The following is a 252-nucleotide window of genomic DNA, read 5'->3' on the forward strand; positions in this document are numbered from 1 at the left end:
GTTCATGTCCAGTGCGCCCGCCTCGACCGGCTCGGTTTCGCGGATGTACGCCTCGAGATCGTGGAAGTAGCTCCAGAACTGCGGATTGCTGCGGCGCACGCCCCAGCGTTCGACCACCTTGTCGAAGTCCTCGCCGCTCTTCGCCGCCTCCAGGGCGCCGACGAAGGCCTCGGCATCCGTCGCCGGCAGATCGAACATGAAGTTCGGGTAGCTGGACAGCACGCCCGGGTAGATCGTCAGGGTGTCCAGGCC

Annotated in this window: 1 protein-coding gene; it reads right to left on the reverse strand. The window is 65.9% G+C overall.

The genetic code is table 11. The features are described 5' to 3' along the window. Positions 1-252, reverse strand: a 252-nt coding sequence (locus ACLJNW_RS26940; RefSeq protein ID WP_410961614.1) for a fatty acid cis/trans isomerase, incomplete at both ends; no start/stop codon positions are given.

Source organism: Salmonella sp. SAL4457 (genome assembly GCF_046548235.1).
In the GTDB taxonomy this organism is placed as follows: domain Bacteria; phylum Pseudomonadota; class Gammaproteobacteria; order Enterobacterales; family Enterobacteriaceae; genus Salmonella; species Salmonella enterica.